This window comes from Rahnella sp. ATs2 (assembly GCF_051851855.1).
Lineage (GTDB): Bacteria > Pseudomonadota > Gammaproteobacteria > Enterobacterales > Enterobacteriaceae > Rahnella > Rahnella variigena.
On sequence record NZ_JBLYPL010000010.1, the window covers coordinates 57465 to 84442 of the forward strand.

26 protein-coding genes and 1 riboswitch are annotated in these 26978 nt (G+C 51.1%); of the genes, 7 read left to right on the top strand and 19 right to left on the bottom strand.

All coding sequences use genetic code 11. The annotated features are described in order from the left end of the window. Positions 1-111 precede the first annotated feature (111 nt). The 4 genes from ACJY2G_RS12510 to ACJY2G_RS12525 all read right to left on the bottom strand — a co-directional run bounded on the left by ACJY2G_RS12510 (position 112) and on the right by ACJY2G_RS12525 (position 4798). Positions 112-708 (bottom strand): hypothetical protein, encoded by a 597-nt coding sequence (locus tag ACJY2G_RS12510; RefSeq protein ID WP_439291791.1) that lies wholly within the window; start codon positions 706-708, stop codon positions 112-114. A 229-nt stretch (positions 709-937) separates the two neighbouring features. Continuing rightward, entirely contained in the window at positions 938-2248 is a 1311-nt protein-coding gene (locus tag ACJY2G_RS12515; protein WP_430318999.1) for a c-type cytochrome, read from the bottom strand. Positions 2249-2250: 2 nt separating this feature from the next. Continuing rightward, complete coding sequence (locus tag ACJY2G_RS12520) at positions 2251-4023, bottom strand: GMC family oxidoreductase (RefSeq protein ID WP_120160475.1); 1773 nt, start codon at positions 4021-4023, stop codon at positions 2251-2253. Between the two features lie 55 nt (positions 4024-4078). Beyond that, on the bottom strand, positions 4079-4798 hold the full coding sequence (locus tag ACJY2G_RS12525) for a gluconate 2-dehydrogenase subunit 3 family protein (RefSeq protein WP_120160473.1): 720 nt from the start codon (positions 4796-4798) through the stop codon (positions 4079-4081). Between the two features lie 265 nt (positions 4799-5063). On the opposite strand from ACJY2G_RS12525, the gene ACJY2G_RS12530 reads away from it, so the two are divergent. Further along, entirely contained in the window at positions 5064-5693 is a 630-nt protein-coding gene (locus tag ACJY2G_RS12530) for an aspartate/glutamate racemase family protein (protein WP_430318998.1), read from the top strand. A gap of 393 nt (positions 5694-6086) precedes the next feature. On the opposite strand, the gene pbpG is transcribed toward ACJY2G_RS12530, so the two are convergent. After that, positions 6087-7025, bottom strand: a complete 939-nt coding sequence (gene pbpG / locus ACJY2G_RS12535) for a D-alanyl-D-alanine endopeptidase (protein ID WP_439291792.1) — start codon at positions 7023-7025, stop codon at positions 6087-6089. A 477-nt stretch (positions 7026-7502) separates the two neighbouring features. Here pbpG and ACJY2G_RS12540 point away from each other — a divergent pair, with 477 nt between their 5' ends. After that, positions 7503-9335, top strand: a complete 1833-nt coding sequence (locus tag ACJY2G_RS12540; protein WP_439291793.1) for an anti-phage dCTP deaminase — start codon at positions 7503-7505, stop codon at positions 9333-9335. Between the two features lie 40 nt (positions 9336-9375). Next, positions 9376-10284 carry a hypothetical protein gene (locus tag ACJY2G_RS12545; RefSeq protein WP_439291795.1) on the top strand — a complete coding sequence of 303 codons (909 nt, stop codon included), beginning with the start codon at positions 9376-9378 and terminating at the stop codon, positions 10282-10284. A gap of 95 nt (positions 10285-10379) precedes the next feature. Here the strand turns inward: ACJY2G_RS12545 and ACJY2G_RS12550 are convergent, their stop codons facing one another. From ACJY2G_RS12550 to ACJY2G_RS12560, 3 genes are read right to left on the bottom strand one after another with little or no spacing between them, the layout of a single operon-like run. Beyond that, a complete protein-coding gene (locus ACJY2G_RS12550) occupies positions 10380-10802 on the bottom strand; it encodes a VOC family protein (protein WP_439291796.1) in 423 nt (140 codons plus the stop codon). Between the two features lie 53 nt (positions 10803-10855). Then, positions 10856-11785, bottom strand: coding sequence for a tRNA dihydrouridine(16) synthase DusC (gene dusC, locus ACJY2G_RS12555; protein WP_430318993.1), 930 nt, complete (start codon positions 11783-11785; stop codon positions 10856-10858). 58 nt (positions 11786-11843) lie between these two features. Next, on the bottom strand, positions 11844-13289 hold the full coding sequence (locus ACJY2G_RS12560; protein WP_430318992.1) for an MFS transporter: 1446 nt from the start codon (positions 13287-13289) through the stop codon (positions 11844-11846). A gap of 120 nt (positions 13290-13409) precedes the next feature. Here ACJY2G_RS12560 and ACJY2G_RS12565 point away from each other — a divergent pair, with 120 nt between their 5' ends. Continuing rightward, positions 13410-14057, top strand: a complete 648-nt coding sequence (locus ACJY2G_RS12565; RefSeq protein ID WP_430318991.1) for a helix-turn-helix transcriptional regulator — start codon at positions 13410-13412, stop codon at positions 14055-14057. A 73-nt stretch (positions 14058-14130) separates the two neighbouring features. On the opposite strand, the gene rhlE is transcribed toward ACJY2G_RS12565, so the two are convergent. After that, positions 14131-15540: an ATP-dependent RNA helicase RhlE gene (rhlE, locus tag ACJY2G_RS12570; RefSeq protein WP_430318990.1), complete on the bottom strand. Its 1410-nt coding sequence runs from the start codon at positions 15538-15540 to the stop codon at positions 14131-14133. Between the two features lie 377 nt (positions 15541-15917). On the opposite strand from rhlE, the gene mdtG reads away from it, so the two are divergent. Beyond that, positions 15918-17120, top strand: a complete 1203-nt coding sequence (gene mdtG / locus ACJY2G_RS12575) for a multidrug efflux MFS transporter MdtG (RefSeq protein ID WP_430318989.1) — start codon at positions 15918-15920, stop codon at positions 17118-17120. A gap of 209 nt (positions 17121-17329) precedes the next feature. Here mdtG and ACJY2G_RS12580 read toward each other — a convergent pair whose 3' ends face one another. The 6 genes from ACJY2G_RS12580 to moaA form a co-directional block, all read right to left on the bottom strand. Further along, positions 17330-18040: a Bax inhibitor-1/YccA family protein gene (locus ACJY2G_RS12580; RefSeq protein ID WP_013576373.1), complete on the bottom strand. Its 711-nt coding sequence runs from the start codon at positions 18038-18040 to the stop codon at positions 17330-17332. Between the two features lie 118 nt (positions 18041-18158). Further along, positions 18159-18611: a molybdopterin synthase catalytic subunit MoaE gene (moaE, locus tag ACJY2G_RS12585; RefSeq protein WP_120160459.1), complete on the bottom strand. Its 453-nt coding sequence runs from the start codon at positions 18609-18611 to the stop codon at positions 18159-18161. A 1-nt stretch (position 18612) separates the two neighbouring features. Next, positions 18613-18858, bottom strand: a complete 246-nt coding sequence (moaD, locus tag ACJY2G_RS12590) for a molybdopterin synthase sulfur carrier subunit (RefSeq protein ID WP_120160457.1) — start codon at positions 18856-18858, stop codon at positions 18613-18615. Then, positions 18855-19346, bottom strand: a complete 492-nt coding sequence (moaC, locus tag ACJY2G_RS12595) for a cyclic pyranopterin monophosphate synthase MoaC (protein ID WP_120160456.1) — start codon at positions 19344-19346, stop codon at positions 18855-18857. The genes moaD and moaC overlap by 4 nt, the downstream gene beginning before the upstream one ends. A 2-nt stretch (positions 19347-19348) precedes the next feature. Further along, complete coding sequence (gene moaB, locus ACJY2G_RS12600; protein ID WP_439291797.1) at positions 19349-19861, bottom strand: molybdenum cofactor biosynthesis protein B; 513 nt, start codon at positions 19859-19861, stop codon at positions 19349-19351. 31 nt (positions 19862-19892) lie between these two features. Continuing rightward, on the bottom strand, positions 19893-20879 hold the full coding sequence (moaA, locus tag ACJY2G_RS12605) for a GTP 3',8-cyclase MoaA (RefSeq protein ID WP_112291713.1): 987 nt from the start codon (positions 20877-20879) through the stop codon (positions 19893-19895). Next, a riboswitch (molybdenum cofactor riboswitch) is annotated at positions 20869-21025 on the bottom strand. It overlaps the preceding gene by 11 nt. Positions 21026-21297: 272 nt before the next feature. On the opposite strand from moaA, the gene ACJY2G_RS12610 reads away from it, so the two are divergent. Further along, on the top strand, positions 21298-22206 hold the full coding sequence (locus ACJY2G_RS12610) for a gluconeogenesis factor YvcK family protein (protein ID WP_112291711.1): 909 nt from the start codon (positions 21298-21300) through the stop codon (positions 22204-22206). 65 nt (positions 22207-22271) lie between these two features. On the opposite strand, the gene ACJY2G_RS12615 is transcribed toward ACJY2G_RS12610, so the two are convergent. From ACJY2G_RS12615 to ACJY2G_RS12630, 4 genes are all read right to left on the bottom strand, one after another. Continuing rightward, positions 22272-22796: an isochorismatase family protein gene (locus ACJY2G_RS12615; protein WP_439291798.1), complete on the bottom strand. Its 525-nt coding sequence runs from the start codon at positions 22794-22796 to the stop codon at positions 22272-22274. Positions 22797-22836: 40 nt separating this feature from the next. Beyond that, positions 22837-23205 (bottom strand): VF530 family DNA-binding protein, encoded by a 369-nt coding sequence (locus ACJY2G_RS12620; protein WP_013576381.1) that lies wholly within the window; start codon positions 23203-23205, stop codon positions 22837-22839. Positions 23206-23271: 66 nt separating this feature from the next. Then, positions 23272-25278: an excinuclease ABC subunit UvrB gene (uvrB, locus tag ACJY2G_RS12625; protein ID WP_112291709.1), complete on the bottom strand. Its 2007-nt coding sequence runs from the start codon at positions 25276-25278 to the stop codon at positions 23272-23274. A gap of 544 nt (positions 25279-25822) precedes the next feature. After that, positions 25823-26251, bottom strand: coding sequence for a hypothetical protein (locus ACJY2G_RS12630; RefSeq protein WP_112291707.1), 429 nt, complete (start codon positions 26249-26251; stop codon positions 25823-25825). A gap of 16 nt (positions 26252-26267) precedes the next feature. Here ACJY2G_RS12630 and ACJY2G_RS12635 point away from each other — a divergent pair, with 16 nt between their 5' ends. Beyond that, a complete protein-coding gene (locus ACJY2G_RS12635) occupies positions 26268-26978 on the top strand; it encodes an ABC transporter ATP-binding protein (protein ID WP_430318987.1) in 711 nt (236 codons plus the stop codon).

Below are 26978 nucleotides of genomic sequence, written 5' to 3' on the forward strand. Positions count from 1 at the left end.
CACACAAGGGCACAAGGAAGGTGGCGACCTGTCTATATTATAGTCGTTATTGCCAGTTTTGCTGCTGCGCCCAACTTGTCGAAATCAGCGATTGACCGCAGCAGGTCCCTCTTAATGGATAAAGCGAGCGGCTGTAAAAGTTGCACCTACCAGTACCAGCATCATGCTAATAATCCAGCGAGTCTGTTGGATCATAAGGTCATAAAACATCTTCTGCATGGCGCTTAATGAGGCTTCAATCTTTACAAAGCGCGCATCCACCTGTTCAAACCGTTTGTCGATTTGTTCAAACCGTTTATCGACTTGTTCAAACCGTTTGTCGATATGCACCAGTCGATCGTCAATCCTAAGAAGATGCCCGTCGATGCGGGAGATGTTCTGTTCAGTTTTTCCTACACGCAAACCGATATCTGTTACCGCTTCAGTGAGCGTGACCATCTGATACTCCAGTTTGCCGACCCGCAGATTAGTGTCGGTGACCACTTCCGTCAGCTGAGTGACCTGCTGCTCCACCTTCCCTACACGAAGATTCAGTCCGGCAATTTCCTCACCGTTTTTGATCCCTTGTTTTTCGATATTATTGATCTGATTTTGCATGAGCTTTTCCATGAGCAATTTTCCTTTGTATTCTTCCGGCCAGGCAGAGGCACCGGGAAAGTAGAGCATCGGATTGACGGGCGAGATATCCATTGTGCTGAGCTGAAACATGGCTGTTGTCCCTCACATGAGCTTATGAGCTTTCCCTGTTTAGAAACTCTTAATCTGGGGGGATTTTGCGCTGTATAAATAACCATATCAAATCAATTTACTTCTCGTTTCACATGACACTGCTTATGTATCTATGCTTCGAAATCTTACATTTAGATGATGAATAAAAACCAACAAAAAGAGCCTCTTACGAGGCCCTTTAAACTTTATTACTTACGTTAGCTTTCGTTTACTGCTGTTCGGGATTATGCAACGCTGCAGCACCCTGCTGAGATTTACGCGCTTTTGCTACGTCGTCTTTGCTAACCGCCGGCGCCTGATTTCCCCATGCGTTACGGATATACGTACTGACATCCGCCATCTGCTGATCGGTCAGTTTCCAGCCGAACTCAGGCATGTCTGCACTGGTCGGATTGCTTGCCGTGGCCGCCCCCTGCCCGCCGTTCATCAGCACGTGCAGAATGTTGGTCGGCCGGGTGGCCTGAACGCCGTTATTACCCTTCAGGGCAGGGATCATGTTGCGTACCCCTTCACCGGAATTCTGATGGCATGCCGCGCAGTTATCGGCGTAGAGCTCTTTACCGTTGGCCATCGCGGAATTAGCGGCTAAAGGCGCGGAATTATCTTTGCTGCCCGGCAAGCTTTTCAGGTAAACCGCGATGGCATGCAGCTCTGAATCCGACAAATGCTGCAGCGAATTCGTGACCGCTTCCGCCATCGGACCGGCAGCCACGGTGCGCGAGTTCGCTCCGGTTTTCAGGTACTGCACCACTTCGTCATTGCTCCAGTCGCCAATGCCCTGACGGGTATTACCGGTGATTTCCGGCGCGAACCAGCCCTGCAATTCTCCGCCCTGCAGATGCACGCCAAAGTTATCACCGCCCAGAGGATTTTTTGCAGTATGGCACGATGTACAGTGCCCCAGCCCTTCCACCAGATACGCGCCGCGATTCCATTCTGCCGACTGCGACGGATCGGCTTTGAACGGTGCCGTATCCAGGAACAACAGGTTCCAGCCGAACATCATCAGACGGATGTTATACGGGAACGGTAAATCCGTTTTCGGGCCGTCATAATGCACGGCAGGCACGGTATTCAGATACGCTTTGATGTCTTTCAGGTCCTGATCGCTGACCTTGGCGTAAACGTTGTAAGGCATCGCCGGATACAGATTCTCACCGTTGATCCCTTTGCCGTTGCGCACCGCATTAATGAACTGCTGATCGGTCCATCCGCCAATGCCCGTTTCTTTATCAGGCGTAATGTTAGTGGCGTAAATCGTGCCGAACGGCGTGTTCAGCCCGTAGCCGCCCGCAAAAGGTTTACCGCCGCCGGGCGCGGTATGACAGGCCACACAGTCCCCTGCCAGTGCCAGATATTTGCCACGCTCAATGGCGGTTTTGCCGGTCATGGCTGCCGCAGCCGGAGCCTGAAAATCGCCAGACTGGCTGGCGTTGTGCCAGGTTTTAAAACCGACAAAACCCAGCCCGCCGATGACAACCACGCCCGCGATAATTGCTAATGTCTTTTTCACGCTCATGCTTAAACCCTCACCAGCGGACCAGGAGATTTCAGATACTGGGTTTTGATGGCTTCAGCTGCCCATAAGGTCAGCGCACCCACGGTACCGGTCGGGTTATATCCGCCATTATTAGCAAAGGCTGAAGCGCCGCAGACAAAGACGTTATGCACATCCCAGCTTTGCAGATAGCGGTTTACCGCGCTGGTTTTCGGATCGTCGCCCATGCAGGCGCCACCGGTGGTATGCGAGGAAAGGTTATCCATCGGTGAGAACGGTTTGGTGGTCGGTTCCTGACGGACAACGGTTTTTGCGCCCATCGCGTGCGCAATCTCAACCGAGCGGTCGGCCATAAATTTCGCTGAGCGTTTGTCGTTTTCGATCCAGTCAAAGGTCACGCGCAGCAGCGGCTGGCCGTGGCGATCTTTATATTCCGGATCTAAATCAAGGAACACATCGCGGTGCGGGTAGCTGTTGCCCATGCAATAGACGTTGTTGTAGTTCTGATAGCTTTGTTTGACGGCTTTCTTCCAGTCAGCCCCCCAGCGCGGAGTGCCCGGCGGTACGTTATTGGAATAGCCAATCGGACGTCCGTTGGTGGAATGCACCAGCGCCACACCGCCGCCGATAAAATCGTGGTGGGTATGATCGAAGTTGTCGCCGTTGAAATCGTCAATCGCCTGAGACAGCGCACCGGCACCGATAAACGGATTCATCATTTCATCTTCAAAGAAGAAACCTGCACCGGAAACGGTCTGATAAGCATAGTTGCGGCCTACAACGCCTTCGCCGGTTTTGTGGTCGTAAGGTTTACCGATGCCGGAAAGCAGCATCAGGCGCACGTTGTCCATCTGGTAAGCCGAAATCACCACGATGTCCGCGGGTTGTTCCCACACTACGCCGTCGCTGCCGATAAAAGTCACACCGGTAGCGGTTTTGCCGTCGGCGGCTTTGTTTACGCGCAACACTTCAGATTCGGTGATTACCGTGAAATTGGGGCGCTGCATCACGGCTGGTAAGATACAGGCATTCGGACTGCTTTTTGACCAGTTGCCGCAGCCGAAGAATTCGCAGTAACCGCAATAAGTACACGGCGCCATGTTAATACCCAGCGGATTGGTATAGGCATCAGACGTGTTACCCGCAGGCACGGCAAACGGGTGATAGCCCATCTCGCGGGTGGCTTTATCAAAGATCATCGACAGCTGGGTGCGTTTGAGCGGCGGCAGCGGATAATCGCGGCTGCGCGGTCCTTCGAAGACATTCCCGCCTTCAATTTTTTCACCCTTAATGTTGCCCGCTTTCCCGGACGTACCCGCGTAGCGTTCGAATTTGTCGTAGAACGGTTCGACGTCATCATAGGTCACGCCCCAATCCTGCACCTGCATACCTTCGAGGAATTTGTTCTTGCCGTAACGCTCTACTGTCTGGCTGTAGCTCTGGAAATCGTACGGCAGGAAGCGCCAGGTCATACCATTCCAGTGCGTACCCGCACCGCCGACATTCATACCAAACTGGTAGGTATTAAATTCACGCAGAGGTAACGCTTGCTGGATCGGGTTATTACGGAATGTCAGGGTTTCCACCGCAGTCGGCTGCATAATCGCGCGGCGGCTGACAAAGCGCAGCTCATCGGTATCAATAGTGGTGGGGAAATCGTTGCTGGTGTCGCGCCATGAACCGCGCTCAATTGCCACCACATTCAGTCCTGCCAGCGTAAGCTCATTCGCCATCAGCGAACCTGCCCAACCCAGGCCGACGATGACAGCATCGACCTTTTCACGTTTATTACTCATACGACATTTACTCCTGCAAAAATCAATTCAATCAATGACCGTTCGTGGGCGGTTTTTATGATTTTTCGTATTGGGACAACATGCTGACCGGCTCAATATGTAAGTCTTCGCCACGGCGGTCGATAACATCCCGGAAGTCATAACGCGCACCGGGGAAACCGAGCATTTTCCAGCCCGCCATATCTTTGTTGCCGCCATATAACGGGTCGGAGAAGAATCCCTCACGCATGTTCTGCACTAACATGTTGAAGAACAGCTGGCCGTTGACGCCCGCCAGCGGAATTTCGCCGGATTCCACGCGACGCAGTAAATCGTCCTGTTGTTCGCCGGAAAGCTCGGTGAAGTTTTTCCCGTTATTGCGCGATTTCGCGACGTTATTCAGCGCCGTCAGCCCCAGTTTGTAACGCTCGGCTGGCGTGTCTTTATATTGCGGTCCGGCCTGCGGCAACCCGTCCTGAATCACCGGCCCGAGACGATAGGTAGTTACCGCTTTGCCGAAATCGCCGCTCAGCTGACGATCCAGAAACACCGCGCAACCGGCCTCTTTGCCGCCGATACTGAGTTCATCTGCCGGAATGATACGGTCGGCCAGGGTTTCCACCAGGCTGACTTCTTCGGGCGTGAAAAATGTCCATTCACCGGCGACCACCGGTTTTGGCGGACGAACCGAATGAATAATCCACGGCATACCACCGGAGAAGATTTTGGCTTTAACCTTCAGCGCAGTGCTGAATAGCAGCACTGCCATAGAGGTCAGAAAATGTCTGCGTTTCACGATAAAACTCCTTTTAGCGGGGTCTGACGGGGAAGTACCCACATCTGCGGTGGGCTTTTATTTTGTGACGGAGATTATACGAAGATGTTAGGCGAAAGTAAGATATTTTGTACCAACTGGTACATACTTTATTTGTTTTAAATCAATGTATTATTTAATTCGTATTGAGTTCGTACACTAACTAACAAATTTTTACAGGCGAAAAGCCCTGCATACTGGAAAGAAATTCATTAACGTAGTGACACGCATTACTCAGGAGAATCACATGCGCATCACCTGTTTACACACGGCGGACAGCAATATTGCGGTATTTGACCATACAGCGCGGGAGCTTGGGCTAACTCAGCATCAGTTTCTCCATGTCTCACGGCCTGATTTACTGGCCGCAGCCGAAAAGGCAGGCGGACTGACTGAGGATATTCGTCAGCAAACTGCCGATGTGTTGCTGGCATTGAGTGAAAATGCCGACCGCGTTTTACTGACCTGCTCGACGCTGGGTTCAGCCGCAACGCTTGCCAGCGAAACAGCCACGGTGCCGGTTTTGCGAGTCGATCAGGCGCTGGCGCAACAGGCCATGAAAACGGCGGGCAATGTGGTCGTGCTGTGTGCAGTCGAAACGACCCTGGAGCCGACGCAACAGTTATTCACGCAGGTGGAAAAGCATCCGCAGGCACAGTTTGAAATCCGTCTGGTAACCGGCGCATGGGAAAAGTTTAAGCAGGGTGATCTGGCGGGATACTTACAGGCCATCGCGGCAGCGGCTGATGCGCAATATTTGAAAGGTGCGATCTGTGTGGTGCTGGCACAGGCATCAATGACCGGCGCGGCGCAACTGACACAAATGGGCAAACCGCTCACCAGCCCCGAATGTGGCTTACGCGCGGCGCTGGCCTGAAAAAACAGCGAGCAAAAAGCAAAAACGCAGGCAGAAGCTATACTGATAAGGAATATCATTGGCTTAGCCGGACGGCCGATGATGACTGAAAAGTATGTTAAGGAGAAAACATGAAAATTATTCTGTGGATCATCGCCATCATCTTTATCGTCGGCCTGCTGACCCTCACAGGTGTCTTTAAACTGATTTTCTGATCATCAGTTCATTCCCTGCAAACAAAAAGTCCGGCACATGGCCGGACTTTTTCATTTATCAGCAATGACTGAAATATCCAAATAATTCGGATTGCAATAAGGCGGCAAGCGAACGAATCCCGATGAGCTGACATTAGTCAGTGATTCGGGTGAGTGAACGTCGCCAACGCCATTGCGGTCCGAAGTATGCAGGATATTTTTAGTCGTCGGCTTCTTCGACGGAAGGCTGCGTCTTCTGCTGCTCTTTCTGCTTACGATAGTTCTTCGCGATTTGTGGAACGGGCACAGTTTTACCGGTTTCCATCCAGGTGCGCAGACGGTTGGCGTCGGCAAATGCGGTGTATTTTCCGAAAGCATCCATCACGACCAGGGTAACCGGTTTACCGTTGATGGTGGTGCGCATCGCCAGACAATGCCCTGCATCATCGGTGTAACCGGTCTTGGTCAGCTGGATATTCCAGGACGGGTTCATGATCAGATGATTGGTATTACGAAATGGCAAGGCATACGCCGGATGGCTGAAGACCGCGGTTTTTTCGGCTGTGGTGCTCAGCTGGCCGATCAGCGGATAACGCTGGGAAGCCAGCAGCAGACGGGTCAAATCGCGTGCAGTCGAGACGTTATGCGGCGATAAACCGGTCGGTTCCACATAATGCGTGTGGGTCATTCCCAGCGATTTCGCTTTGGCATTCATGGCTTTAATGAATGCTGAGTAACCGCCAGGATAATGCGCCGCGAGACTGGCTGCTGCACGGTTTTCCGAAGACATCAGCGCCAGCTGAATCATTTGACGACGGGTAATTTCGCTGTTGATTTTCACGCGGGAGAAAACGCCGCGCATTTCAGGCGTATTACTGATATCGACGTTAATCACTTCGTCGAGTGGCAGATTCGCATCCAGCGTGACCATAGCGGTCATCAGCTTTGTCAGGGAGGCAATCGGCCTCACCTCATCAGGATTTCGGGAATAAATCACTTCGTGGCTTTTAAGATCCACCACCATGGCGCTGCCGGAAGCAATTTGAACAATCGAGGCGACGGCCTGCTCTTGCTTTGCAGCGAAGGCGGCAGGTGCAGACAACATGCCTGTATTTAAGGCTAATAAGCTCAGAACCAGAAGACGGATTTTCACATGCATTGCTCTGTATTTAGAAAGTTGTCATTGAGTTATGTCGAAACAGCGGGCGGAATTATAAGGGACGCGAATAGTCTTAGCACCCGCATTTTTCAATTCTATTTGTCACAAAGTCTGTCACCAGCGCCCGCCAACCGTGGAACGGCGAGTAAGTGAACACTTGCGTAAAATCTCCCGCTCAAGAAAACGAAAATTTTAGAAAGTCACAAATGTCAAAATTTTGCTATGTGGTGCTCCCTATTTCGATGAGCTTCGAGCTCCACTTTTTGCAAAAGTAACACCAGAATTTTTGGATTTTTTCTCACAAACGTCACTATCTCTTCAAAAATCATCTTCATGTTTTATCGTTACAAACCTTAAAAGCGCGAAATTAAAAAAGAACATTTAAAACAATGATTTACAAATCATTATCAAAATTTATGAGTTTGTATAAATCTTAGTGTAATCTTTAAATACCAGCACAAAATGAAGGGTTAATTGATGTCAAATATTATTAGCAACCTATTTATGGAAAATAGCCAATTTGTTCTTATCGGTCTTACTGGAAGAACAGGTTCTGGATGTACTTCTGCAGCAAACATTTTAGAGTCACAATATGCAGACATTCCTGAAGAACATCAGATTAATGAATTTTATAATGGACTTGATCTTAAACGTTATTTAATCACAAAAAATTTCATTTCAGAACACTGGAACAAATTTTTCTCTATAAAAGTAAGCGATCTTATTTCTGGCTATATTTTATTAAAAGACGAAAAAGAAGTTGAAAAATTCATAATTTCCTCAGCATCACGAAATAATAAAAATATATCACAAGATAAAGTAAATGACTTTTTGAAAAGTAGAAAGTTCAACAAATCATTAATAAAATCAGGTAAAATGATAAATACAGGAGTAGAAATTAATGAAGAAGAAATAAATCATTACGATAATATTTTAAATATTATAATGAATCATGATCTCGATATTAACACAGTTGATATTAACAATGCAATTTTCGTCAAATTCCTCGAGTATATAAGAAGATTTACTAGTAATTTCAAAAATGGTCTTAATAAACTAGAACAAGGTTTGTATGTGTCCGTTTATCAAGACGCAGGTAATTCAATAAGAAAAACTGGTGGGATAAGTTCAACGTATGAAGAAGATTCCTTTTCCCCGAAAAGCGTATTCCACCTTCCAGAAAGCATTAACAGAATAATAAAATTACTAAGAAAAAATGAAGACAAAACATTTATAGTTATTGATGCTATAAGAAACCCTTACGAGGTAAAATTTTTTAGAGATCGTTACTCAGCATTTAATTTAATTTCAATAAATGCCCCTGATAAGGATAGAAAAAGATATTTGCAAAATGTTCACAAATTTACTAATGATCAACTTGGCGATTTAGATGAACGTGAGTCTGGCATTAAACTAAACAAAAATACATCAGAAGAGAATGCGGTAGAAGGCATTAAAGATAAAATGCAGAAAGATAAATATTTTGAATTCATTTCTCAAAATGTTAAAAGATGCATTGAAATATCAGATATACATTTGTTCAACCCACGGAATGAACTTGAGAACAATAACATACTTAAAGCTCAGTTAGTGTGGTATATAGCACTAATGCAACACCCTGGCCTAATTACACCGACCGCGATGGAACGTGTGATGCAAATTGCTTTTACAGCAAAATTAAACTCTGGTTGTTTATCAAGACAAGTGGGGGCAGTATTGACTGATTGTAACAATTCAGTTAAAGCAATTGGTTGGAATGACGTAGCCAAAGGACAAGTACCTTGTTCATTGAGATCATTAGATGGTGTAATTAACGATTTTGATGACTCAACTTATAGTGAATTTGAACAAAATGATCATGATTTTAGAACGAAAGCGAAAGAAAAACTAATAATCTTCAAGAATAAAGAAGTTAGTATCAAAGGTTATAATTTATCCTATTGTTTTAAAAGTTTAAAAAATAGCATCGATGGAGATAGAAACCAAGTTCACACTAGAGCATTACATGCAGAAGAAAATGCGTTCTTGCAAATTTCAAAATATGGAGGTGTAGGTATTGAAGGTGGAGTTCTGTATACAACCGCCAGTCCCTGCGAGCTTTGCGCAAAGAAGGCCTATCAAATAGGTGTAAAAGATATCGTATTTATCGACCCATATCCAGGAATTGCAATAAGTCATATATTGAGCATCGGTAACTCCAAGCCTAATTTAATTCAATTTAGAGGTGCTATAGGAAGAGCCTACCATAAACTTTATGAACAAATCATGCCTTATAAAGACGAGTTAGAGTTTCTTAGTGGAAATGAATAATTCAAAGTTAACATTCATAAATAATATAAAAGGTATAAAAATGCAGCAACAAAGTCTTTCTATAGCTCCAATCAAAGTGCAAGAAATAGACAGCATTAGCATGGGCATTTTACCAAATGGTGAAACCTTTTTATCATTACAAGGCTTAGCAAAGTTTTGTGGCGTGGCACCAAGTGCTATAATTCAATTAGCCCAAGACTGGGAGAAAGGCGAAGCGCAAAATAGAAATAGAGGTCAAAAACTTGAAAGTTTAATTAAAGAATGGACTGAATCAGATAGCGCCCCCGACAGTTTGTATGTTCAGATAAACAGTAACAACTCTATTTCTGGAGTTATTCATGCCGTTCCAGAGGCGATAGTGATGGCCATCACAGATTATTATGCACATTTTGCACTAATAACTAAACCAGAAGCTATTAGTAACTATCGCAAGGCGGCAAAATATGGATTAAGGAAATATATACATGAAAGATTAAGCTACACTGAGAAAGATGTACTGACAAAAAGCTGGGAACTTTTCCAAGAGAGAATTCTAAACAATGAAAGTCCCCGCGGATATTTCACCATGTTTGATGAGGCAACGACAATAATTGCATCATTGATTCGTAATAGTATTGCTGTTGATGACTCAATTATGCCCGATGGTAGTTTGGGTATTCATTGGGCTAAGCATTGGAAAAATATCAACCTAGCAACAAAGCATAGTGAAAGAATAAAAATAAAACACAACTTTCCTGAGTCATACCGACAAATGGATCCAGAAATAAATGCTTACCCTAACAGCGCCCTTTCAGATTTCAGAACCTGGTTTGAAGACGTATACTTACCACAAAAATACCCTGAATATATAAAAACAAAAGCGAGAAACGGAAAAATTTCTATTGAATCAATTTCTATTCTTCTAACAGCTGTATTACCTCCTTCAATAGAGGATAAAAAATTAAATTAAAAGTCAAAAATTAGGAGCGCAGAATACATATTTTCTGCGCTCTTAGCTATAAAATTTAACTGTAGAGGTATAATATAAGTGAATCTAAAACTAATTTACAAACTAATCAGATAACCAATTTCCTGCCCGTAAGATAATTCCAGCGTATTGCCGTCCGGGTCATCAAGAAATGCCCAGTAGCCCACCGGCGCGCCGGAATCTGTCGGCTCCTGACGTAAAACGCCTGCGGCGCGCGCCTCAGTAAGTTTGGCATCCATCGCTGCTTTTGACGCACAGGCGACGCCGAGATGGCCGAAAGGGCCGAGTTTGGTATCGGTGTTTTCAGGGTCTTCGGCGAGAACGATGGCGAAATGGCGGGTCATGTCGCTCAGCCAGGCGACCGGACGGGCAGTGCTGCCCTTTTCTCCGCGACGATGAATGACTTTCATGTCGGCGAATTGCTGGTAAAACGCGATGCTGGCATCCAGGTCTTTAACAGCGAATGCGATGTGGGTCAGGCCGATATCTTTGTTTTCCATGATGCTTCTCCATTTTTTTAAGCGTTATCGCGTGGAGAAGTCATGGTGTGAAATCACCGGTTGATGCGTTCGCCAATATCCTTCGACGTCTTCAGCACGCGCACTTCAGTAAATAACTCTGTCGCTTCTTCGTACTCTTTGCGCAAGTAGCTCAGCCACTGTTTGATACGCGCAACGTGATACAAACCGGTGTCGCCCTGCTTTTCCAGACGGGTGTATTTCTGCAACAGCGTCATCACATCCGGCCACGGCATACGCGGTTCGTTGTACTTCACCACGCGGCTGAGGTTCGGGATGTTCAACGCACCACGCCCCAGCATTACCGCATCGCAACCGGTAGTTTGCAGACAGGCCTGACCGCTTTCGTAATCCCAGATTTCGCCGTTAGCAATCACCGGAATACTCAGCCGCTGACGGATTTCACCAATCGCGGCCCAGTTAATGCGCTCCGGCTTGTAACCGTCTTCTTTGGTTCGCCCGTGAACGGTCAGTTCGGTGGCACCGGCCTGCTGCACTGCATCAGCAATTTCAAAACTGCGCTCGAGGGAATCCCAGCCAAGACGTACTTTCACGGTCACCGGCAAATGCGCGGGAACGGCGGCGCGCATGGCTTTCGCACCCTGATAAATCAGCTCAGGATCTTTAAGTAGCGTGGCTCCGCCGCCGCTGCCGTTGACCATTTTCGACGGGCAACCACAGTTGAGATCCACTCCGTAAGAGCCGAGCTTAACGGCAAAAGCGGCGTTTTCAGCCAGCCATTGCGGATATTGTCCAAGCAGTTGAACACGCACCCGCGTACCGGAGGGCGTACGGCTGTCGTGATGTAATTCGGGGCACAGGCGATGGAAAACTTTGGCGGGCAGCAGCTGATCGACCACACGCACAAACTCAGTGATGCACAAATCGTAGTCGTTCACTTCAGTGAGAAGTTCACGAACCAGAGGATCAAGCACACCTTCCATCGGAGCCAGTAATACGCGCATCGTTGTTCAACCTTTAAAAATGACGCGCAAGATTACCGCATGGCCCGCCGCCGGGCAATTACCCTTGTGACAAATCGCGGCTCAGGTGTTCCGGCGCATTGCCGCTGGCCTGCCGGGCTTTTACCGAGCGCCAGGCAATCCACACAGCCAGGAACGCCGGTATGGCAAACAGCAGGAACATCCAGAATGCCGCGTTGGCCGCACCGGCATCTCCCTGACTCACGCCCGCGAAGTTAGCGACAGTGCCCGCCAGTGCCGCGCCGAGCGCTGACGCAAAAGACTGCACGACAGTTATTGATGCACCGGCTTTTTCGCGGTCGTCCTCCGGAGCCTGTTGCAGCACGCGGGTCAGCAGATGCGGCCAGCCAAGACCGATGCCGAAACCGGCCAGCGTCAGCCCGAGAACCACACCACTGATATTTAGCCACGGCAGACCAAACGCGACGGGTACGGTAAACAACAATAAAAGCAAACCGGCAGCCAGTATCACCGGCCCGCAGACAATGGCGTTGTCGGCACGGCGACCTGTCCATCCGGAGCTCGCAACCTCACTTAATGTCCAGCCCGCTGCCGCGGCTGCCGTGATATAACCGGCCGCCAGCGGCGCCTGACCATGCAAATGTTGCAGCATATAAGGGACAAACAGTTCGCAGCCGAGGCCGATAATCAGCAGACTCATCACCAGATACAGCCCGTAAAGCGGAGAAGAACGGCGTAATGCATTGCGCGGCAGCAGCCTGACATCAGCGGTAAATTCGCGGTGACGCAGAATTAAAATCATCACCACCGCAATCACGAATCCGAGCAGGTTAATCAGGCCTTCGGAGGACAAACTCCCCGCAGAAACCACCAGCACCGAGCCGGTCAGCAACGCCAGCTGCATCAGCGGTAACGGCTCGTCGGCCTGTTTTTCACGCTGCGCTTTTGGCAAGATCCGCCATACCCACAGCCCGAACAAAGACGTCACCGGCAGCAGCAAACCAAATGCCCAACGCCAGGCGTGCAGTTCCGCAAAAATCCCGCCCACTGCCGGGCCGATCAGCGTCGCAATCCCCCACATGGCAGAAATCAGCGCCATTGCCCGCGGCCAGAGAGATTCTTTAAACAGCAGATTGATCATCGCGTAAGAAAGCGCAAACAGGAATCCGCCGCCCAGCCCCTGCAACGCCCTTCCGAGCAGCAACACCGGCATATTCGGCGCGGCGGTACAAATCGCGGCACCGGCGATAAAAATACCGGTCGCCATCAGATAACTGCCGCGGGGTCCGGCGGTTCGCATCAGACGGGCGGAAAGTGCCGAGCCCAGTATGGAGCACACGACGTACAGTGTGGTGTTCCACGCATACCACGCCAGCCCGCCGATATCCTGCACGACAGAGGGCAAAATGGTGATCACGATGTAACTGTTGGTGGCGTAAAGCGCGACACCGGCACTGAGGGTGATGGCGCTCCCGCGGTTCTCTGCACTGAATAAGTCCGCCCAACCATTCTGACTTCCCGACATTTCTCTGCATCCCTTTGGTTTGTGCTTTCCACACATTGAAGCGTGATGTGGTTATGGTATGATTAAAACAAGAAATAACTTGGAATATGTTTTACGTAATCTAGAACCCGCCGAGGTAATATGTCAAGCAATGACTTGGAAAATAAAAATGACGTCAGACAAAGTGTGGCAGAGCGGCTGCTGATGCTTCTGAAAACGCGCGGGGAATTACAGGCCAGTGATGCCGGTCACCTTTTGGGCACCACCGGAGAAGCCGCACGACAACAGTTCGTGAAGCTGGCAAAAGAAGGTCTGGTGGAAGCCAAAGCCGTTTCCCAGGGTGTCGGCCGCCCGTCACAATACTGGCAGCTGACCGCCGCAGGCCATGCGCGATTCCCCGATGCGCACGCCGATCTCACCGTACAACTTTTGCAGCTGATCCGCACCTCTCTGGGCGATTCAGCGCTGGATCAGCTGATCACTTCGCGGGAAAAAATCACGCAGGAAAACTACCACCAGGCGATGCTCGGGGCGGTGTCGATGGAAGAAAAATTGCAAAGGCTGACGGATATCCGTACCCGTGAAGGCTATATGGCGGACTGGACATTACAGGAAGATGGCAGTTATCTGTTTATCGAAAATCACTGCCCGATTTGTGCCGCCGCCGCCACCTGTCAGGGATTTTGCCGGGCAGAACGCGATGTGTTCAGCGAAGTGCTGGATGCTGATGTGCAACGCACCGAGCATATTTTGCAGGGCGCACGGCGTTGTGCCTATGTGATCCGATAAACCGGATCCGCTAGATTGCAGACGAAAAAAAACCGCCGGTGAAGGCGGTTTGATTGCACAACAGTGATAACAATTACTTGTTGCCGCTGCCTGCATTGCCGGTGCGACGCTGGCCTGCATGAGCAGGACGCGAACGTGCCGGACGGTTTTCAGCTGAACCGCGGTTTTCTGAACCACGAGTTTCTGAGGTACCGCTGCGCTGACCATTTCCGCCCTGACGCGGAGCGCCGGAACGTGGAGCACCAGAGCGCGGTGCGCCCGGACGCTGGCCCTGACGTGGCGCGCCACGACCACCGCCGCCGCTGCCCTGACGACCATTAATGATCGGCTCAGCTTTGATGCTCGGGTCTGGCTCGTAACCTTCCAGCGCGATGCGTGGAATTTCACGTTTCAGCAGACGTTCGATATCACGCAGCAGTTTGTGTTCGTCAACGCACACCAGAGAAATCGCTTCGCCGGTGGCTTCCGCACGACCGGTACGGCCGATACGGTGAACGTAATCTTCCGGTACGTTTGGCAGCTCGTAGTTCACCACGTGCGGCAGCTGGTCGATATCCAGACCACGCGCAGCGATGTCAGTCGCGACCAGAACACGGATAGAACCGGCTTTGAAATCGGCCAGTGCGCGGGTACGTGCGCCCTGACTTTTGTTACCGTGAATAGCGGCGGCAGTGATGCCGTCTTTATTCAGCTGCTCAGCCAGATGGTTTGCGCCATGTTTGGTACGGTTGAAGACCAGCACCTGTTTCCAGTCGCCTTCGCCGATCATCTGAGACAGCAATTCTCTTTTACGTTTCTTATCAACAAAGTGAACGCTTTGTTCAATTTGCGCAGAAGCGGTGTTGCGACGGGCTACTTCGACAGAAGCAGGGTTGGTCAGCAACTTGCTCGCCAGACCTTTAATCTCATCAGAGAAGGTCGCGGAGAACAGCAGGTTCTGACGCCTGGCAGGCAGTTTCGCCAGCACGCGACGGATGTCATGAATGAAGCCCATGTCCAGCATGCGGTCGGCTTCGTCCAGCACCAGAATTTCAACCTGAGATAAATCAACAGCACGCTGATGTTCAAGATCCAGCAAACGACCAGGCGTTGCGATCAAAACATCCACACCACCGCGCAGTTTCATCATCTGCGGGTTGATGCTCACACCACCAAATACCACCAGCGAACGCAGGGTCAGGTATTTGCTGTAAGCCTGTACGTTTTCACCAATCTGCGCCGCCAGCTCACGGGTTGGGGTCAGGATCAGCGCACGAACCGGGCGACGTCCTTTGAATTGCGCGTTGGTATGGCTGAGCATATTGAGCAGCGGCAGGGTAAAACCAGCGGTTTTACCAGTACCGGTCTGCGCACTCGCCATCAGGTCACGACCTTCCAGCACGACAGGAATAGCCTGACGCTGAATAGGCGTAGGTTCGCGATAGCCCTGTTCTTCAACAGCACGCAAAATTTCGGCACTTAAGCCGAGGGAATCAAATGACATATAAGGAAAAGCTCCAGTCCACTCTAACCCGAACGGGGTTCGGTGCAGTTTCAAGAGTGGATGATCAGACGAGGCAAATGAGGCATTACCACGAGGATTCGGCACAAACTGCAGTGCGCCAGTTGGGTCGATTCTACCACAGAACGCCGCCGTGCGTGAATTTATCTCCTGCAGGCCTGTAACGGGCGGTTACAGAGGCTGACTCCGGCGGCGCTTTCAGGCGGCATAATCTGTCGTGATAATCCCAAATGTTGACACAGGATAATCAATTATAAATCTGATGAATGGGTTCCCACTTTTTGCGTCCCCCTTCACAGATTTGATTGCTATGCTTCGTTTCTCACACTCCTCTGTCCATAAGGCTCGCTCGCTGCAACATGGAAACCTGGAAAGTAAATTTAATCTCCGTCTGGCTGGGCTGTTTTTTCACCGGCATGGCGATGAGTCAGATCCTGCCTTTTTTACCGCTTTACATCGAACAGCTTGGCGTCACATCTCATGAATCACTGAGCCTGTGGTCAGGACTGGTGTTCAGCGGTACATTTCTGGTTTCGGCCATCGTTGCGCCGCTGTGGGGCAGCCTTGCGGATCGTAAAGGCCGCAAGCTGATGTTGCTGCGCGCCGCACTGGGTATGGCAATTGTCATGATGTTGCAGGGTTTCGCCACCAACGTCTGGCAGCTTTTCATTCTGCGTACGCTGATGGGGCTGACGTCCGGGTATATACCCAATGCGATGGCGCTGGTCGCCTCGCAGGTGCCACGGGATAAAAGCGGCTGGGCGCTGGGCACCTTGTCTACCGGTCAGGTATCTGGTGTCATTATCGGCCCGCTGCTCGGCGGTTTTATGGCTGACCATCTCGGCCTGCGCACGGTATTTTTCGTCACCAGCGGCATGTTGTTTATCAGCTTCCTGATCACATTATTTCTGATCAAAGAACGCGTAGTGCCGGTGACCAAAGCCAACCGGCTGAGTGGTAAAGCGGTATTCACCACACTGCCTTATCCGTGGCTCATCGTCAGCCTGTTCGTTACCACCATGATGATTCAACTGGCGAACGGTTCCATCAGCCCGATCCTGACGCTGTTTATCCGCGAGATTTCGTCTGACACCAGCAACATCGCCTTTATCAGCGGCGTGATTGCCGCGGTACCCGGCGTTTCCGCGCTGATGGCCGCCCCTAAACTCGGCAAGCTCGGCGACCGCATTGGCGCGCACCGCATTCTTATCGCCGCACTGGTCTTTTGCTTCATTCTGTTCTGCCTGATGGCGCTGATTAATACGCCGACCCAGCTGGGTATTTTGCGGTTCATGCTCGGTTTCGGTGATGGCGCGCTGATGCCTGCGGTACAGGCACTGCTGGTGAAATACAGCAGTGATCAGGTCACCGGCCGGATATTTGGATACAACCAGTCGTTTATGTATCTCGGGAACGTGATCGGGCCGCTGATTGGCTCGAGCGCCTCAGCCCTGCTCGGCTTCCGGTGGGTGTTTATCGTGACGGCGATTCTGGTGCTGTTTAACACCGTGCAGGTGTGGTGGAGTTTTCGGCGTGTACCGACGGGGCGGGTCAGAGTTTGATGTGCTCCTCCCCCTGCGAAGGGGGAGGACGGGAGGGGGTTTTAGGGCTGACACCATTATCCCTGCACACTTCAGCATTCATTTTTTGACCTTTATACCCCACCCCAACCCTCCCCTTCGCAGGGGAGGGAGCTAATAAACCTCACCAGCCGGCATAAAAAAAGGGACACTTCTCAGTGCCCCTCTCAAACGTTTGCAATCAAAAACCGTTACCGGCGGTTGCCGAAAATCCGCAACAGCATCAGGAACAAGTTGATGAAATCGAGATACAACGTCAGTGCGCCAACAATGGAGTATTTACGGAAGTTATCGCGATCATCAGCAGACAACTGCGCACCCATGTTTTTCAGCTTCTGTGTGTCATACGCGGTCAGACCGACGAAGATCAGCACACCGGCGTAAGAAATGATGTTCGCGAGGCCGGAGCTTTTCAGCCACATGTTCACCAGCGATGCCAGCACCAGGCCGATCAGCGCCATGAACAACATGCTGCCGATACCGGTCAGGTCACGCTTGGTCACGTATCCGTAAACACTCATCGCGCCAAACATACCGGCTGCGACAATGAAGGTACCGAAAATCGAATCACCGGTGTAGACCAGGAAAATACTGGAAAGCGTCAGCCCGGTCAGCGCGGAATACAGCATGAACAGACCGGTGGCGACCGTGCCACTCAGGCGATTCACCATGCCAGAAATCACGAAGACCAGAGCCAGCTGCGCGATGATCAAACCGAAGAATGTAATCTGGCTGGAGAAAACAAAACTCATGATTTTCTCAGAGCCGGAGGCGTACCAGGCCACAAATGCGGTTAGCAGCAAACCACAGAACATCCAGCCATACACTTGCGCCATGTACGCCTGAATGCCGGTATTCGCGCGTTCAACAATTGAACCGTTACTGCGTGGATATCGATCCATGATGATTACCCTTTTGCATGGAGGACAAAAAATGAGGCCAGAACAGCCTCCCGATTTTTTAAGCGTATCACAGATAGAGAGAAAAGCATGGAAGGTCTGCGTGCGGTTGAGATGCGATTTACCAGCGCGCCGCGGCCTGTTTATCGCTGTCACGGGCATCAACCCAACGGTCGCCCTCTTCCGTGGCCTCACGCTTCCAGAACGGTGCGCGGGTTTTCAGATGATCCATAATGAATTCATTGGCTTCAAAAGCCATGCCACGATGCGCGCTGGTCACGCCGACAAACACGATTTCATCCCCCGGATACATCGGACCCACGCGGTGATAAACCGACACGCGTTGCAGCGGCCAGCGGGAACGGGCTTCAGCAACAATTTCTGCCAGCGCTTTTTCGGTCATGCCCGGATAATGTTCCAGCGTTAACGCGCTGACATGATTACCCAGATTGTGATTGCGCACTTTGCCGGTAAACGTCACCACAGCACCGTCGGCGTCAGATTGCGCCAGCCAGTTGTACTCATCACCCACGCTGAACGGCGCGGCATCCACAACAATTTTCGTCTCGCTCATCTCAGCCCCCGGTGACCGGTGGGAAGAAGGCCACTTCATCGCCCGCCGTGAGCGGATGCGCCATCGTGGTCAGCGTCTGGTTAACCGCCACCAGTAACTTTCCGGATTCCAGCGCCAGTGCCCAGCGGTCACCGCGTGCCGTAAGCGAAGTCCGTAACTCTTCCACCGTTGAGAAATCCGACGGAAGTTGCAGGCTCGAGGTGCCGGTCAGTTCGCGTACCTGCGCGAAGAAAAGAACGTCGATCATATTTCCACCTTACCTTCCACCTTAAAGTCTCCGGATTTGCCGCCGGTTTTTTCCAGCAGGCGGATCGGGCCGATCACCATATCTTTCTGCACCGCTTTACACATATCGTAAATAGTCAGCGCCGCCACGGAAGCCGCCGTCAGCGCTTCCATTTCCACGCCGGTTTTTCCACTCAGACGGCAGCGGGATTCGATGCGCACGCGGTTATGTTCCGGCTGCGCGTCGAGATTTACTTCCACTTTGGTCAGCAACAGCGGATGACACAGCGGGATTAAATCCCAGGTCTTTTTCGCCGCCTGAATGCCAGCGATACGCGCCGTAGCGAACACATCACCTTTGTGGTGGTTGCCGTTAATGATCATCGCCAGCGTACCGGCCGCCATTTCAACAAAGGCTTCGGCTCGCGCTTCGCGAACCGTTTCGGCTTTACCGGAGACATCCACCATGTGCGCGTCGCCGGAAGCATTAATGTGAGTGAGTTCAGACATGCTTATTTCTTCAAATGTGGAGTGAAATTGCACGGTCCCTGACGGGCGTCAAGCTGCGCTTCAATGATGTTGTCCCAGGCGGTCTGGCAGGCGCGGGTCGAGCCGGGCATGGCGAAAATTACCGTCTGGTTGGCGATGCCGCCAATGGCGCGCGACTGAATAGTCGAGGTACCGATATCTTCAAACGACACCATGCGGAACAACTCGCCAAAGCCTTCGATTTCGCGGTCAAACAGCGGTTTCAGCGCTTCCGGCGTATTGTTGCCGGCGTTAAAACCGGTACCGCCATTGATCAGAATCGCCTGGATTTTTTCATCCGCTACCCACGCAGAAACCACGGCGCGGATGCTGTAAATGTTCTCTTTGACGATTTGCTGTGCGACGACGTGATGCCCGCTTTCGGTCACGGCCTCTTTCAGGTAATGCCCGGATGTGTCTTCAGCCTCAGTGCGACGGTCGGAAACCGTCATGATCGCCACAGATAAAGGCAAAAACTCTTTACTGGCTTTGCTCATCAGTTTGCTCCTTAAACGATTAATGCCGGACTCAGCCGCCGATAAACGACAGGTTCTGGGTAATCCCGGTATTGCCCTCATGCAGGAAGTGAGTTTGTTTTTTGCGGCTCAGGCCGCCCTGAATGCGGTCCATCAGATCGTCCTGCTGCATGTCGTTGGCTAATAAATCACGCAGAGGGATGCCCTGCTCGCCGAAAAGACACAAATGCAGATTGCCGATGGCAGACACGCGCAGCCGGTTACAGCTGGCGCAGAAGTCTTTTTCGTACGGCATGATCAATCCGATTTCACCGAGATAATCCGGATGGCTGAAAACCTGCGCGGGGCCGTCGCTGCGGGAGCGAACCTGCAACTGCCAGCCCTGACGCACCAGCTGTTCGCGAAGCACTTCGCCGGACACGTGATGTTTGCGGAACAGATCGCCACCGTCGCCGGTTTCCATCAGCTCGATGAAACGTAGCTGGATCGGACGGGTTTTGATCCAGTCGAGAAACGTGTTCAGGCTGGCGTGATTCACATCGCGCATCAGCACGGTATTGACTTTCACCTTACTGAAACCGGCGTCAAAAGCCGCGTCGATTCCGGCCATCACATCGCGGAATTTATCCTGACCGGTGATGGCGTGAAACTGGCGGGCGTCGAGACTGTCGACGCTGACGTTGATGTTGGTCAGACCGGCATCGCGCCATTTATCGATATCACGCGCCATGCGATAACCGTTAGTGGTCACCGCGAGGGTTTTGATGGAAGGATTTTCGCGCACTGCAGCAATGATCTCGCAGAAGTCGCGGCGCAGCGACGGTTCTCCACCGGTCAGGCGCACTTTTTCTGTCCCTAAGTGAGCGAACGCGCGGCTGACCCGACGGATTTCATCGAGCGAGAGAAAACTTTTATTGCTGTGTCCGTGCGGCTTGTAGCCATCCGGCAGACAATAGGTGCAACGAAAATTGCACACGTCTGTGATCGACAGCCGCAAGTAATAAAACTTGCGGGCAAAAGCATCAGTAAGTTGAAGCACCTTAACACCTTTCCAGATACGGGAGATGCGGGCATTTCTGCCATACACCCTGGTGACTTTCGTCACGGCCAGGGCTCCATATTGTTTCTGTGGGAACGACGTCAGAAAGGCAACTTAGGAACCAGGGCTAGGAGTTGATTCATCCGATCCATAGCGGAGCGATGATGAATACGGGGGTAACGGGGCATATTCTAACGCCGCAAAGTCCGGATCGCCAAGATGGTTTTTCGTTATGCATTTTGATATATAACGATTTTTCACGACAAAAGACTGCATTTTCAAGGCTAAAAGCGTTTGATTTTGAATACGCTGAGTCTGCAAATGTCGTGCCCTTAAGTGATAACATCTTGTTGCAAAGTTAGGTAAAATCCCCGCAGAAAATTGATTTATATCGCCACTCCCCATTGAAAGGAAAACCATGCGTAACCGAACATTAGCAGACCTCGACCGGGTGGTGGCGTTAGGCGGAGGTCACGGGCTTGGCCGCGTGATGTCCTCCCTCTCCTCTCTCGGCCCGCGTCTGACCGGCATCGTGACCACCACGGATAACGGCGGTTCGACCGGTCGCATACGTCGTTCCGTGGGTGGCATTGCCTGGGGCGATATGCGCAATTGCCTGAATCAGCTGATCACCGAACCGAGTCTGGCCTCCGCGATGTTTGAATATCGCTTCAGCGGTCAGGGAGAACTCGACGGGCATAATCTGGGGAACCTGATGCTGCGTGCGCTCGATCACCTGACCGTGCGTCCGCTTGAAGCGATCAATCTGGTGCGCAGCCTGCTAAAAGTGGATGCCGAACTGATCCCGATGTCAGAACAGCCGGTCGATCTGGCCGCCATTGATGCCAACGGTGAAACGGTTCATGGAGAAGTGAATGTCGATAAACTGACGCAGATCCCGCGAGAACTGCGGCTTGAACCTCAGGTGCCGGCCACGCGCGAAGCGTTGCAGGCAATTGCAGAAGCTAATCTGATCCTGATTGGCCCCGGCAGTTTCTTCACCAGCCTGATGCCGCTGTTGCTGATGAATGACCTCACCACTGCGCTGCGTCGCAGCCGTGCGCACATTGTGTATATCGGCAATCTGGGGAAAGAACTCAGCGTCGCCGCGGCTTCTCTGACGCTGGATAACAAACTGGATATGATCGAAACGCGCATTGGTCGCCGTGCGGATGCCGCGATTGTCGGTCCGAAAGTGACTGTTGGCGGAAGCGCGGCTGAACATCTGATTATTCAGAGCCCGCTCGAAGCCAGCGATGTGCCCTATCGTCATGACCGCGATATGTTGCGGGCGGCCATCGAAGAAGCGCTGCAAAAGATGCTCTGATTTACTGAATAGCATAAACACGAAAGGCCGCGCGATGCGGCCTTTTTTGCGTCCGGAAACTGAATTTACTGCCAGTCAGCCAGGATCTCATTGGTGGTTTTCACGGTAACCGGATTCCCCGGCACGGATAACTCACGCCACACTTCATTATGCTGACCGATCAGTTGCTGCGCCGTCACATGCGTGCGGTCGCCGGTGGTATGCGCATCCGATGCGACGGTCACGGCATAGCCTTTGCTGGCGGCAACTTTGATGGTGGTATCAACGCAGTAATCCGTTGCACAACCACAGACCGTAAAACGGGTCGCGTTCAGTTCCTGCAATACCGATTCGAGCGTAGTGCGATAGAAAGAATCACAGGCGGTTTTGGTGACAGAAATTGCCCCTTCCGGCTGATGAAGTTCAGGTAACACTTGCCAGAATTCGCTGCCTTTGCTCATTTCACCTTCAGCATGCTGAATGAAAATAACGCGCCCTGCCCGGTCAATCAGCTGATTAATGCGCTCAGCCCGTCCGCTGCGGTCATAACGCGGGGAGATGAACACCCCGTTTTGCATATCGATCACGATAAGAACCTGTTGCTCTGACACGATCCTTCCCCTCAAATGAACAGAATGAAATGCGCGTAAATTACTTTTTCACCAGCGGATGGTTATTCCACGGGCTGTCGGCAGCCGGTTTGGCGGTACTGACTTTTGGCTTTTGCGGAGCCTGTGCTGAGAGCGGTGTGCGGCGCTTGCTGCGTGTCATGTCCGGGCGCAGATGACCTTCGATGAAATCCAGATACAGCGTTTCCACTTCCTTGCGCGCCCACGGCGTACGGCGCAAGAATTTAAGGCTGGATTTCACACTCGGGTCACTTTTAAAGCAGTTGATATTCACCTGCGAGGCCAGCGCCGGCCAGCCAAAGTTATCCACCAGCGTTGTCAGCAGTTTTTCCAGCGTGACGCCGTGCAGCGGATCTTTCGCTGCGCCAGGATTTTGTGGTGTGTCAGTCATTGGCTCGCTCTTCGTTAAAATGTCTGGGTCATGATTTTTAAGCCGCGCAGTCTACCACCCTTCTCGTTATGAAATGGCAATAAACTGCTCGCGCAAGGCATGCAGTTCGTCGCGGGTATTGGCTGCTTCTTCGAATTCCAGATTCTGCGCGTGCGCATACATCTTGCTTTCCAGCTCTTTGATGCGTTGCTCCAGCGCTTTCGGCGTAAGCGATTTGAAGGTCTGCGCCGCTTCTGCATCGCGTTTGTCTTTGTTCTTTTTGGTCTTAGGCTGACCGAGTTGCAGGATGTCGGAGATCTTCTTGTTCAGCCCCATCGGCGTGATGCCGTTTTCGAGGTTATACGCTTCCTGTTTGGCGCGGCGACGTTCGGTTTCTTCAATGGCGCGGGCCATCGAGTTGGTAATTTTATCACCGTAGAGAATCGCTTTACCGTTGAGGTTACGCGCCGCACGGCCAATGGTCTGGATCAGCGAGCGTTCAGAACGCAGGAAGCCTTCTTTGTCCGCATCCAGAATGGCCACCAGCGACACTTCCGGCATATCCAGCCCTTCTCGCAGTAAGTTGATACCGACCAGCACATCGAATTCACCCAGACGTAAATCGCGGATGATCTCCACACGCTCGACGGTATCGATGTCAGAGTGCAGGTAACGTACTTTCTCGCCGTGTTCTTCCAGATACTCGGTCAGGTCTTCCGCCATACGCTTGGTCAGCGTAGTGACCAGCACACGCTCGTTAACCGCCACACGTTTACGAATTTCAGACAGCAAGTCGTCCACCTGGGTGGTCACCGGACGCACTTCGATGATCGGATCCAGCAGACCGGTCGGACGCACCACCTGATCGACCACATCATCACCGGATTTCTCCAGTTCGTATTTACCCGGCGTGGCCGAGACATAAATACTTTGCGGCGCCAGCGCTTCGAATTCCTCAAAGCGCATCGGGCGGTTATCCAGCGCGGAAGGCAGACGGAAACCGTATTCAACCAGCGTTTCTTTACGCGAGCGGTCGCCTTTGTACATCCCGCCGATTTGCGGGATGGTCACGTGGGATTCATCAACAATCAGCAAACCGTCGGCAGGCAGATAGTCGAACAGCGTCGGAGGTGCCTCGCCCGGCCCGCGCCCTGAAAGGTAGCGCGAGTAGTTTTCGATACCGGAGCAATAACCCAGCTCGTTCATCATTTCGAGATCAAACTGCGTGCGCTGGCTGATACGCTGTTCTTCCAGCAGTTTGTTATTGGCCAGCAGCACTTTACGGCGATCCGCCAGTTCGACTTTGATTTCTTCCATCGCCTGCACGATGCGTTCACGTGGGGTCACGTAGTGCGTTTTTGGGTAGATGGTGAAACGCGGCACTTCGTGCTGAACCTGACCGGTCAGCGGATCAAACAGCGACAGACGTTCGACTTCCTGATCGAACAGTTCAATGCGTAGCGCCAGATCGTCAGATTCTGCCGGGAACACGTCAATGACTTCCCCGCGCACGCGGAAAGTACTGCGCTGAAAAGCCTGATCGTTACGGGAATATTGCAGCTCCGCCAGACGACGCAGAATGGCTCGCTGATCGATAATCATCCCTTTGGTCAGATGCAGCATCATTTTCAAATACAAGTCGGGGTCACCCAGACCGTAGATGGCAGAAACTGACGCTACCACGATGACATCCCGGCGTTCCAGCAGGGCTTTAGTCGCGGAAAGACGCATTTGCTCAATGTGTTCGTTCACTGAGGCGTCTTTTTCAATAAAAGTGTCTGAGCTCGGGACATAGGCCTCGGGCTGATAGTAATCGTAGTAGGAGACAAAATATTCCACCGCGTTCTCCGGAAAGAACTCTTTCATCTCGCCATAAAGCTGCGCCGCGAGCGTTTTGTTCGGGGCGAGCACCATCGTCGGACGGTTCAGGTCAGCAATCACATTCGCCACGGTAAAAGTTTTGCCTGAACCGGTCACCCCGAGCAACGTCTGGTGCGCCAGCCCGTTCTCCAGCCCTTCTTCCAGGCGGCGTATCGCCTCAGGCTGATCGCCTGAAGGTTTAAATTCGGAATGCAGTTTGAACTCTTTACTCATGACGGGCTACCTGACTGAAATGGAAATGCACAAGGCCGTACGGGCTGAACCGGTGAACAGTTCGGGGAAAAATAGTATGAAAGACTTGGCAATTTTTGCCAGTCCAAATTTTACCGCCATTATAATACTGTATATAAAACCAGCTTCCAATCAATAAAAACGGCACCTCTTTTAACATCTTGCTGCCACTGCACTTTTTTAGGTTATGGCAAATGAGAAATCTCACCATCAGTTGACATTTTTATCCCGATATTTACCGCTATTCACTTTCTGACCACAGCTTGACGAAGATTGACACAACTGTGACGAACGAATTACGCCTGTATTGCTTTTAACTAACTCATTGATATAAAACCACATCATCAAAAAGCTGCGAATACGGGCAAACTGAGCGCAAGCCGCGTCCTGACTCGTCTGTAGCAACTTTTCTTACTCTCATGCACAAGGTTATCCACAGGAATAGTGGATAAGTCTCAGTACACCAGGCGCGGCGGGAGTTGGTAAAAAACCATTTTTTGCTCCGTCAGCGCCTGAGAGCTCTTTTTTAGTTATTTTTTATCTTTTTTATCTCCTTATTTATGCCTATTTCGCCTGGATTTCCGAGCGGATGTTCCTTGCAAAACCCAAAAGTGCATCTGATCAGGATTTTCCAGCTTCTCAACGGCGCAAACCTTGCACCAAAATTAGTGAAACCGGCACTGCCAAAGTGCAGTTTCCTTTTACAACGGCTCACGCCGAATCTCCAAATCCTGACAATACTCATGAATAATCCTAAATCATCCGTACGTGGCCTGTTAACAGCCACGTAACGTCTCTTTTTATCACTGCCTGGTAAAACTTGGCCTGAGAGTTGCAAATTCACTCTTTGAAGAGATTTCGTGAAGGATTCCCCTGTAGAACGCGCATACAGCGGAACATAAATGTCAGAAACATGACAGTGGCCGTCAAAATGCAGTCCGGTGAAAAGCGCCATGAGGGAGGTATGTCTGATGTTAAGTGTAAAATCCGTTAATCAGTACTATGGGCAAAAACATATTCTTTGGGACATCAATCTCGAACTGTACCGCGGGCAATGCACCTGCCTGATCGGGCGAAATGGCGTGGGCAAAACGACGCTGATCAATTGCATCATGGGGCATCTTCCGGTGAAAAGCGGCGCAATTTCCTGGCAATCGCGTGATGAAGAGCCGCAAAGTCTGCTGAATCTGCCTGTGGAAAGCCGCGCACAGATGGGTATCGGTTATGTACCTCAGGGGCGGCAGATTTTTTCGCAGATGAGTGTCGATGAAAACCTGCAAATCGCCATGATGGCGAGCCGGAATAAGACGCGTCGCGTGCCTGAAGAAGTCTATGACCTGTTTCCGGCGTTAAAGGAGATGGGCACGCGTAAGGCAGGAGAACTTGATGAAAGCCAGCAGCAACAGCTGGCCATCAGCCGGGCGCTGGTTCAGGAGCCGGAATTACTGATACTGGATGAACCGACCGAGCACACCAGCGCATCGATGGCGGCGAACATGGGCAATATTATTCACCGCCTGAACCGGGATCTGGGTCTGACATTATTGCTGGTCGGCCACAAACTGCCGTTCTTCCGCAGCGTCGCCGACCGGTTCTGTCTGGTCGATGGCGGCCGCAATGTCGCACAGGGCACGCTGGCACAGCTCGACGATCAGTTAATCAAAAACTATCTGACGGTCTGA